The following is a 9,265-nucleotide window of genomic DNA, read 5'->3' on the forward strand; positions in this document are numbered from 1 at the left end:
GGATTCGAACGCGGACCGACACTAACACTAAGCGCAGGAAACCCTTCACTTATGCCGGTGTGTCGTAGTCTCGGCTGGCAGGCCAGGACGAGAACAGAGGTGAACCGGTGACCGCCGAACGGGCCACAGGGCGCGCAGCACCCCGGCTGCGCATGGACGCGGCGCGCAATCGCGCCCAGATTCTCAGCGCCGCCCGCAGCGCCTTCCTGGAGGCGGGTACGGCCGTGCCGCTGGAGGAGATCGCCCGTCGTGCGGGCGTGAACATCGCGACGCTCTACCGGCGCTTCCCGGGCCGCGAAGCGCTGATCGCGGCGGTCGTCACCGAGGGGTTCGGCATCGTCCTGGACGCGGCCCGCTCGGCGGCGGTGACCGCGCAGGCGGATCCGTACGCGGCCGTCGGGGCGTTCCTGCAGAGCGTGGCCGGCAGCCGCGACCTGCTGGTCCTGCCCCTGATCGGCGGACCCCAGACCGACGACCCCCAGGCGCGCGAACTGCAACGCGACATCGCCGCCGTCCTGGAGGAGATCCTGGCCGAGGGGCGTAGGCGCGACCTGATCCGCGCGGACGTCACGGCCGTGGACCTGATCGCCACCGCCGCGCTGGTGTGCCGCCCGCTGCCCTATCTCCCGCCCGAGCAGGCCGCCGCGCTGACCGGGCGCCACCTCGGCGTCTTCCTCGACGGACTGCGCCCCGAACGCTCCCGCGCCCTCCCCCCGGCCCCGAGTCCCGAGGAAATCGCCGACCACCTCCACGGCGGCCCCGCCACACGCGAGCACTGACCCGGGTCTCCGGGAGCAGAACAGAGCAGCCGTGGACCGGGGCATCGGCCTGGGGCGGATCGCCGGTCAGGTGGACCGTGCCCAGCCCAGGGATCGTTCCACGGCTCGCTGCCAGTTCTCGTACTCCGCGTCGCGGCGGGCGGGGTCCATGGCGGGGAGCCACTGGGCGGCTCGGTGCCAGTTGCGGCGCAGGACTTCCAGGTCCGACCAGTAGCCGGCGGCGAGGCCGGCGGCGTAGGCGGCGCCGAGGGAGACGGTCTCGGCGACCATGGGCCGTACCACGGGCACGTCGAGGACGTCGGCGACGAACTGCATGAGCAGGTTGTCCGCCGTCATGCCGCCGTCCACCTTGAGCTGTCTCAGGGGGACCGAGGAGTCGGCGTTCATGGCGTCGACGACCTCGCGCGTCTGCCAGCCGGTGGCCTCCAGGACGGCACGGGCCAGGTGTCCTTTGGTGATGTACGAGGTGAGGCCGACGATGACCCCGCGGGCGTCGCTGCGCCAGCGGGGTGCGAACAGACCCGAGAAGGCGGGGACGATGTAGCAGCCGCCGTTGTCCTCGACCGTCCGGGCGAGGGTCTCGATCTCGGGCGCGCTGCTGATCAGCCCCAGGCGGTCGCGGAACCACTGCACGAGCGAGCCGGTGACGGCTATCGAGCCCTCCAGCGCGTAGACCGGTTGCTGGTCCGCGATCTTGTAGGCCACGGTCGTGAGCAGCCCGTGGCTCGAACGCACGAGCTCGCTACCGGTGTTGAGCAGCAGGAAGCTGCCCGTTCCGTAGGTGCACTTCGCCTCGCCCTGGGAGAAGCAGGTCTGGCCGAAGAGGGCGGCCTGCTGGTCGCCGAGGGCGGCGGTGATGCGTACGCCGGGGAGCAGCGGCCCGGCCTCGCCGTACGTCTCCGCGGAGGGCCTGATCTCCGGCAGCATCGGGCGGGGCACGCCGAAGAGCGACAGCAGGTCCTCGTCCCAGGTGAGGCTGCGGATGTTCATCAGCATGGTGCGGCTGGCGTTGGTGACGTCGGTGATGTGCAGGCCGCCGTCGGCGCCGCCGGTGAGGTTCCAGATCAGCCAGCTCTCGATCGTCCCGAACAGCACCTCGCCGTCCTTGGCCCGCTGCTCCAGACCCTTGACGTTGTCGAAGAGCCAGCGCAGCCGCAGCGCGGAGAAGTAGGTCGAGGGCACCAGGCTGCAGCGCTCCAGGAAGAACTCCTCGCCGGGATCGCGTCTGAGCTCGTCGACGAGCGGCGCCGTGCGGGTGTCCTGCCAGACGATCGCCCTGCCGACCGGCGCGCCCGTCCGCCGGTCCCAGAGCACCGTGGTCTCCCGCTGGTTGGCCAGGCCGACGGCGGCGATCCGGTCGGCGTCGACACCGGCGACGGACAGGGCCTCGGGCACCACCCGCTGGAGGTTGTGCCATATCTCGACGGCGTCGTGCTCGACCCATCCGGGCCGGGGAAAGTGCTGCTGGTGTTCCTCCTGGGCCACCGACACCAGCCGCCCGCGGTGGTCGAACAGAATGCATCGGGTGGAATTGGTGCCCTGATCGATGGACATTACGTACCGTTCCACCATGATCGGTCTGCCTTCCCACACGTTGCCGAGGAGCCGGCCGGGCCTACCAGCGGCCGGCGCCCAGCTCTCTGGAGATCGCCCGCGAGGCCTCACGGAGCAGGGTGATGAGCTGGGGCCGCGGACGCCCCTGGCTGTCGCAGATCCTCTCCACCGGACCGGACAGGCCGATGGCGCCGACGACGAGTCCGCCGTGCCCGCGGATCGGCGCGGCGAGTCCGGCCTCGCCCATGCTCATCTCCTGGATCTCGGCGGCCCAGCCGAGTTCCCGGACCTCGGCGAGCGCCCGGTCGAGCTGCTCCGGGAGGACCAGGGTGTGCCGGGTGTACGCCTCCAGTTCCGGTTCCGCGGCCGCTTCCACGGGGGCGGTCCCGTAGGCCAGCAGCACCTTGCCGAGCGATGAGGCGTGCAGGGGCAGCAGGGAGCCGACGTCGAGGGTCTGGAGCGTGTCGTCCGGCCGGAAGACGTGGTGGATGACGAGGACCTTGCCCTCCAGCGGGGTGCCGAGACGTACGGCTTCGCCGCTGCGGGCGGCCAGGGCGTCGGCCCAGTTGATGGAGCGCGACCGCAGCTCGTTGACGTCCAGGTAGCTCGTTCCGAGGTGCAGGAGGGCCGCTCCGAGCTGGTACTTCCCGGTCGCCGCGTCCCGTTCCACGAAGTCCACGTGCTGGAGCGTGCGCAGGATGCCGTAGGCGGTGCCCTTCGCCAGCCCGAGGGAGGCCGCCACCTCGCCGAGCCCCAGTCGGCGGGGCCCACCGGCGAGAAGGCGCAGAATCGCCGCCGCCCGTTCGATCGACTGGACTGGGCCGGCCATGAGGCGAGCCTATTACTGCCGGGAGCGGTCCGCTGTTCGTAGCGGCGGTCGTTGTGTCTCGGGCGAACTGCGGCGTTCGGTAATGCCGACCATCGTTCATTGACCGCCCCCGTCGCGCTCCATAGGTTGCTGGAAGCCCGGCAATGTGCCGAGGTCCGGCGCCCCTCGGGGCGGCGTTCATCCCCAGGAGACAAGATGGCGGTTCTCAATACGCTGGCTCGGGAGGCATGCGAACTCGTGTGTCCGCTGCCGCCCGCCGCCGGGGCCGTCTCGGCCGTTCGCCGCCGCGTGCGCGCGATACTCGCCGACTGGAACGTGTCCCCCGAGATCGTCGAGGATGCGCTGCTCGTGGTGTCGGAGCTGGTCACCAACGCGGTCATCCACGCGATGCCGCCCGCGGTGCTGCGGCTGTCGTGGGTCCGGCGGGACGGGACGGGCACTCTGCGCGTGGAGGTCACCGACGCGGGACCCACCGTTCCGGCGGGACGGACGCGTCTAGGGGTCGACCCGGACGAGCACGGTCGCGGGGTGGCGATCGTGCGCGCGCTGGCCGCTCGGCACGGGATACGCGTCCATGCGGGCGGGGTCAGCTGGTGGGCCGATCTCGAGGCGTCCTGACGCCCGGCGGCGGGTGCCAGGACGCGGGAAGCCGGCCCGGCGGACCCCGCCACGCGCCCGGTCAGGCAGGCGGAAAGCAGCGCTGGCGAATTGCCTGACGCTGGGGCTCCGGGTGGTGCGACGGGACAGCGGTTACGTGACGGCCGATGCCGGTGCCGTCGGCTCCCGGTTCGCGCGAGGATGCCGGTTCAAGGGCGTGCTGCCTGCGGAGCAGCAGCAGGGCCGCGTCGTCGTGCAGCCGGCCGCCCACGTGCGCGAGCAGTTCGTTGTGCAGCGCGGTGAGGGTACGGGCCGGATCGTCCGAGACATGCCGGGCCACCCTTTCGGCGAGCGGGTAGAACTTGCGGGTGTGGTCGCGGGCCTCGGTGACGCCGTCGGTGTAGAGCAGCAGCTGGTCCCCGTCGGCGAAGGGCAGGCTCTGGAGGCGGGGTGTCTCGCCGGAGAGGGCGCGCAGCCCGAGGGGCGGAGCGGGGTGGGTGGGGTTCACCGCCACGACGTCTCCGGATGCGGAAATCAGCAGTGGGGCCCCGTGCCCGCAGTTGACCACCTCCAGGTGTCCGGGCCGTGGGTAGCCGGCGATCACGGCGGTGACGAAGTCGTCGGTTCCGAGGTTGCGGGCCAGGCTCCGCTCGATCCTGCTGACGACGTCGAGGAGGTCGGGCTCGTCGTAGGCCGCCTCGCGGAAGACGCCCAGGACGAGTGCGGCGGTGCCGACGGCCAGCAGCCCCTTGCCGCGTACGTCGCCGACGATCAGCCGGATCCCGTGCGGGGTGGGCACCAGGGCGTAGAGGTCCCCGCCGATCCGGGCCTCCGCCGCGGCGGCGCTGTAGCGGACCGCGACCTGGAAGGGGCCGACGGTCTCCGGTACGGGCTTCAGCAGGGCCTGCTGGGCGGCCTCCGCCACCGAGCGGACGGCGGCGAGCACCCGTTCCCGGCGGCCGCGCAGCGCACTGGCCAGGCCGCTGGCCAGGGTGACGGCGAGCAGCGCCGCCAGTACGGCCATGAGTTCGCGGCCGGGCACCCCTTCCCTGCCCAGCGCCGCGCCCAGGACCGCGGCGAGCAGACCGACGCACACCACGCCCAGCGGCCCGCTGGTGGCGGCGGCCAGTGCGGGCCCCGCGGCCAGCAGCGGCAGCCAGATCATGCCGGCTCCGCCGACGGCGTCGACGAGCACGATGAGGGCGACGACCAGCACCGGCAGCACGTGCAGTCCGACCGCGAGCCGCGCTCCGGCACGTCCTCGGGTCGACGCGCGCAGGCGGCTCACCCGGCCGGCGAACGGCCGCCCGGGGCGCTGTTCGTGAGCATGGTCTGGGGCCTGGCTCATCTGTGTCCGCGGTCCTCACCTGTGTGGGGGCACACCCGTTGTCCGTGGACTCAAGGAAACGGGTTTCGCTCAGGCGGTCACAAGGCGCGGATTTTCAGATAGTGAACGACAGGCTCCTGGTCACGCGGTTCGCGGCCGGAATCAGTCGTGCCCGCAGCTCCTGGAGCCGGGAGTGCTGTTCCACGGGCAGGGACACACCGAGCGAGCCCAGGATGTCGCCGCACAGGACGGGCACCGCGACACACACCGTGCCGAGCGCGTACTCCTCCAGGTCGGTGACGGCCGGTGCCATGGGAGAGGCGTCGAGCCTGCGGAGCAGTTCCGGAAGACTGGTGACGGTCCGCGGCGTGAGGTCCGCGAGGTGGTGCCGGGACAGGTAGTCCCGGCGGGAGTCGTCGTTCATTTCGCGCAGCACGCACTTGCCGAGCGCGGTGGCGTGCCCGGCGTCCTCGAACCCCACCCAGAGGTCGACCCGGGGAGTGCGGGGGCCGTCGACGATCTCCGCGACCCTGATCTCGCCCTCCTCGTAGAAGGTGAGGTAGGCGGCGGTGGCCAGCTCGTCCCGCAGCGCGGCGAGGGTGGGGCGGATCCGGCTGAGCAGCACCTGCTCGCGGCCCGTGGTGTGCAGGGCCTGCAGTTTGTCGCCCAGGACGAAGCAACCGTCGTCCAGCTTGCGCACGTATCCGTCGTGGACCAGGGTCCGCAGCAGGTGGTAGGCGGTGGCCAGGGGCAGGCCCGTCTCACGAGCCAGCTGCTTGGCCGGCGCGCCGTTCTCGTGCGAGCTCACCGCTTCCAGCAGGCGGAAGGCCCGCTGCACGGACGTGATGAGTGTGGGGCCGTCCTGACCGCCCATGGAACCAGCGTGCGACGCGCACCCGGCACTGGCAAGGCACGCTGCTGGGAGGTCCCGGGCGGCTGCTCAGTCGGCGGGCCAGGCTCCGCCGAGCCGGCTGAGCCGGGCGGCGGCGGTGATGGTGGCGTAGATGTAGTGCTGGGGTGCCTCCGGCATGACGTCCATGGGCTTGAGCAGCAGGACCGCGCCCCAGATCGCGCCGTCCCAGATAACGGGGGCGGCGATGGAGTTCCACTTCGCCATGCATTCCTGGTGGCCCAGGGCGTATCCCTGGTCGCGGACGTCGGCGAGCGAGGCGAGCAGCTCGTCGCCGTCCTTGATGACGCCGGGCCCCGCTTCCTCCGGGACCGGGTCGGCGGCGACCCGCTCCTGGATCTGCGCGGGCAGGTAGGCGAGGATCGTGCGGCCCGAGGCGCCGGTGCGCAGCGACCGGGTGACGGAGAGGACGTCGCGGGGCGTCATGCCGAGTTCGACGAGGTCGGAGTCCCCCACCGCCATGTCCAGGCACTGCCTGCCGGCTATGCCGAAGGGGGCTCTCATGTAGAGGAAGACCAGGCCGTCGTCGGTCGCCTTGCGCAGGCCCTGGAGTACGGCCGTGGCCTCGCTGCCGGAGAGGTTGTCCTCGGCGAGTGCGTGGAGTCCCAGGTCGGCGACGGTGCTGCCGAGCTGGTAGAGGCCCCGGTCGATCCGGACGAAGGTGCTGTTGTAGGTGCCGGCGGTCAGCATGCGGCCGGTGGTGGAGTCGTCGAGATCGGCGGTCTTGGCGATCTCGGACAGCCGGTGGGCGCCGGGTCCCAGGGTGATGAACGCCTGCTGCACCCGCATGAAGCGCTCCGCGTAGCTGGTCCCGGTTCCGCGCTGCCCACTCATCAGCCGTACCCCCTCGGTCCTCCGCGCCCCTCCTCCGGAGCGCGGCCGTGCCCGGTGCTCGTGTCACCGCGCACGTTCTGGGACCAAGATTATTGCGTGACGGTATCGAGGCTGAACTTGCCCGTACCCGTACGGTTGTTGAGCGCGTTGTGCGCCTTGGCCGCGTCGGCGAGCGGGAAGGTGCCGCCGTTGACGATCTTGAGCGTGCCGTGGCCGACGGCGTCGAAGAGCTGCCTCATGGAGGCGGCCAGCGGGAGCGTGCGGTCGGTGTAGAGGTTCGGCAGCCAGAAGCCCGCGACGGTGATGGACTTCTGCAGCAGCGTGTGCACGGGGACGTCGGTGAGCTGTCCGCCGGCGAAGCCGTATACGGCGAGTCTGCCGCGGGGGCCCAGCGCCCCGAGGGTCTGGTGCAGCGTCCTGCCGCCGGTCATCTCCAGCGCGGCGTGGACGGGCCCGCCGGCCGCGTCGAGGATCCGTTCCGTCAGTCCGTCCTCGTCGGAGGAGTCGACGGCCGCCGTCGCGCCGAGTTCCAGGGCCAGTCGACGCTTCTCGCCCGTACTGGCGAGGGCGATGACCCGGGCGCCCACGCGGTGCGCCAGCTGGACGGCCAGCGAGCCCACACCGCCGGCCGCGGCGGGGACGACGACCGTCTCCCCCTTGGTAATCTGGGCGACCGTGAAAAGGAGGTGGTAGGCGCTGTTCCCCTGCAGGGCCAGCGGTACGGCCTGTTCGTCGGTGATCTCGTCCGGGATCTCCCATTGCAGTCTGCGGTGGGCGGCCACCTTCTCCGCGTAGCCGCCGCCCCGCGTCAGCGCCACGACGCGCTTGCCGTCCGGCGTGGTGGCGACGACCTCGTTGCCCGGGATGTAGGGCAGTTCGACCGGCGCGAGGTAAGTATTTCCGCGAACGTGCACATCTGCGTAATTGACACCTGCCAGTCGCACGTCCAGCAGTGTTTGTCCGCGCGCGGGCTCGGGGTCGGGAACGTCTTCCAGTCGCAGAATCTCGGGGCCGCCGAATTCCCTCATGACAATGGCGCGCACAGTGTTCCTATCGACGAGTCCGGATGAGTACCCCGCCAGGCTAGGGCATGCGCGCAACCGCTCCGACCTGGGCATCTTGCCTCATACACATTTCTCACGAGATGAGAAACGACCAGCCGTTTCTCATCTCACGAGAAGGTTCAAGCTCGAACTTCTCGCGAGATGAGAAGGGAAATCAGCCGCTTGCAATTGCCGATTCAAAGAGACATAGTGATGCCGCCCTCCTAGTGCCGGGCACCGTCCCCACCGCCAAGGGCGACACGGGGCGGCCGGCAGCATCGGGGGAGGAGGGCACTCTTCGGCCCGGCCTGAACCGGCCGGGAGCTGGGCGGACCGGCCTCGGGGCAGAGCTTCGGTGCTCCAGGAGGCGTACGGGGGACGGGTGGAGGAACGTTGAACGACCATGTGCCGCAGTCGGTGCGGAGCCGGGACCACTACCGGACTCCCCGCTCCTCCGTCGCCGTGACGTCGGCTCCGGGCAGAGTCCCGACGACCCGGTGGGCACCCGAACCCTCCCGCCGGCATCCGGCGCGGCCCGCGAGCTGACCACTCCGAACGGCTCCTGAGCCCGGACCGGGGACACGCGCACCGCCCACTGGACGGGCCATCCGTGTCCGCCGCCCCGGCAGAAGTCGGCCGCTTCGCCCTGCGCCGCGCCTCCCGGCACCTCGGGCCCGCTCGCCGTGCCCAGGTGAGCCCAGTCGTGCGCCGCGCGGCCGGTCCTGACGGATCGTCGTACCAGGCGGTCTCCACGCCATGGATCCGTTCACGACTCCCCCCGACCACTGTTCCCGGCCACTGTTCCCGGCAACGTCGGACGCCGTGGCTCGTCCCGCTCGCAAGGAGATCCGTGCCCGCGACCCTGCCCACCCCGACACCGCCCGCCGTACCTGCCAGACCCGCGGCCACCAGCCAGGGAAAGGCACGCATCTGGTCCTCGTAGCCGGCCACCGCCTGGCCGGAAGCCCAGACCCGAGCCCTTCCCCCCGCCTCGGCCATAGCAGCCGCCGGCCCATCCCCCCACACACACCTTCCGCCCTGGAGCCGCTTCCCATGGCCGTCACCTCCGCCACACTCGTGGCCGCTCGCCGGTTCGAAGCCACCGCAGGCAACGTGGCGATCGTCGCCCCCGATGGCAGCTCCCCCTTCGTGGAGACCTTCGCGCGGCAGGGCTGGCGGAGCGTGGCCGTCCAACTCGCCCCCCACCGACCCGGCGAGGCCGTCGTGCCGGGTGCCTACGCGGACACGGTGGAGCATCGCGGCTCCCTGCGGCACACGGTCAAGGCGCTGCGGGCACTGGATGTGACGGCCGTCGTCGCCGGGAGCGCGGCGGGCGTCGAACCGGCCGAGCGGATCGCCTGGCACCTGGGCCTGCCCCAGGGAGATCCCGAG

The 9,265-nt window shown here is 71.5% G+C and carries 8 protein-coding genes and 1 pseudogene; 3 read left to right on the top strand and 6 right to left on the bottom strand.

Going from position 1 to position 9,265, the window contains the following annotated elements; all coding sequences use genetic code 11:
- Window positions 1-107: 107 nt before the first annotated feature.
- The gene (locus ACWEN3_RS00300; protein WP_452963751.1) at window positions 108-779 is read left to right on the top strand and encodes a TetR/AcrR family transcriptional regulator; all 672 of its coding nucleotides are present in this window, start codon (window positions 108-110) and stop codon (window positions 777-779) included.
- 66 nt (window positions 780-845) lie between these two features.
- Here ACWEN3_RS00300 and glpK read toward each other — a convergent pair whose 3' ends face one another.
- Both glpK and ACWEN3_RS00310 read right to left on the bottom strand, forming a co-directional pair.
- Complete coding sequence (glpK, locus tag ACWEN3_RS00305; RefSeq protein WP_452963753.1) at window positions 846-2,351, bottom strand: glycerol kinase GlpK; 1,506 nt, start codon at window positions 2,349-2,351, stop codon at window positions 846-848.
- A 43-nt stretch (window positions 2,352-2,394) separates the two neighbouring features.
- Window positions 2,395-3,162 carry an IclR family transcriptional regulator gene (locus tag ACWEN3_RS00310; RefSeq protein WP_452963755.1) on the bottom strand — a complete coding sequence of 256 codons (768 nt, stop codon included), beginning with the start codon at window positions 3,160-3,162 and terminating at the stop codon, window positions 2,395-2,397.
- 195 nt (window positions 3,163-3,357) lie between these two features.
- On the opposite strand from ACWEN3_RS00310, the gene ACWEN3_RS00315 reads away from it, so the two are divergent.
- Window positions 3,358-3,780: an ATP-binding protein gene (locus ACWEN3_RS00315; RefSeq protein ID WP_452963757.1), complete on the top strand. Its 423-nt coding sequence runs from the start codon at window positions 3,358-3,360 to the stop codon at window positions 3,778-3,780.
- Window positions 3,781-3,841: 61 nt separating this feature from the next.
- Here ACWEN3_RS00315 and ACWEN3_RS00320 read toward each other — a convergent pair whose 3' ends face one another.
- The 4 genes from ACWEN3_RS00320 to ACWEN3_RS00335 form a co-directional block, all read right to left on the bottom strand.
- Entirely contained in the window at window positions 3,842-5,107 is a 1,266-nt protein-coding gene (locus ACWEN3_RS00320) for a PP2C family protein-serine/threonine phosphatase (RefSeq protein ID WP_452963759.1), read from the bottom strand.
- Window positions 5,108-5,201: 94 nt separating this feature from the next.
- Window positions 5,202-5,960 carry an IclR family transcriptional regulator gene (locus ACWEN3_RS00325; RefSeq protein ID WP_452963761.1) on the bottom strand — a complete coding sequence of 253 codons (759 nt, stop codon included), beginning with the start codon at window positions 5,958-5,960 and terminating at the stop codon, window positions 5,202-5,204.
- Between the two features lie 66 nt (window positions 5,961-6,026).
- Window positions 6,027-6,830 (bottom strand): IclR family transcriptional regulator domain-containing protein, encoded by an 804-nt coding sequence (locus ACWEN3_RS00330; RefSeq protein WP_452963763.1) that lies wholly within the window; start codon window positions 6,828-6,830, stop codon window positions 6,027-6,029.
- Window positions 6,831-6,919: 89 nt separating this feature from the next.
- Entirely contained in the window at window positions 6,920-7,774 is an 855-nt protein-coding gene (locus ACWEN3_RS00335; protein WP_452963765.1) for a quinone oxidoreductase family protein, read from the bottom strand.
- Between the two features lie 1,152 nt (window positions 7,775-8,926).
- Here ACWEN3_RS00335 and ACWEN3_RS00340 point away from each other — a divergent pair.
- Window positions 8,927-9,265: pseudogene (locus tag ACWEN3_RS00340) on the top strand (hypothetical protein); the annotation flags it as partial.

Source organism: Streptomyces sp. NPDC004561, from assembly GCF_053602155.1.

Excerpts from the sequence above, each read along its gene's own strand:
- glpK (WP_452963753.1), bottom strand. The coding sequence starts at position 2,351 with ATGGTGGAACGGTACGTAATGTCCATCGATCAGGGCACCAATTCCACC.
- ACWEN3_RS00330 (WP_452963763.1), bottom strand. The coding sequence starts at position 6,830 with ATGAGTGGGCAGCGCGGAACCGGGACCAGCTACGCGGAGCGCTTCATG.
- ACWEN3_RS00310 (WP_452963755.1), bottom strand. The coding sequence starts at position 3,162 with ATGGCCGGCCCAGTCCAGTCGATCGAACGGGCGGCGGCGATTCTGCGC.
- ACWEN3_RS00315 (WP_452963757.1), top strand. The coding sequence starts at position 3,358 with ATGGCGGTTCTCAATACGCTGGCTCGGGAGGCATGCGAACTCGTGTGT.
- ACWEN3_RS00325 (WP_452963761.1), bottom strand. The coding sequence starts at position 5,960 with ATGGGCGGTCAGGACGGCCCCACACTCATCACGTCCGTGCAGCGGGCC.
- ACWEN3_RS00320 (WP_452963759.1), bottom strand. The coding sequence starts at position 5,107 with ATGAGCCAGGCCCCAGACCATGCTCACGAACAGCGCCCCGGGCGGCCG.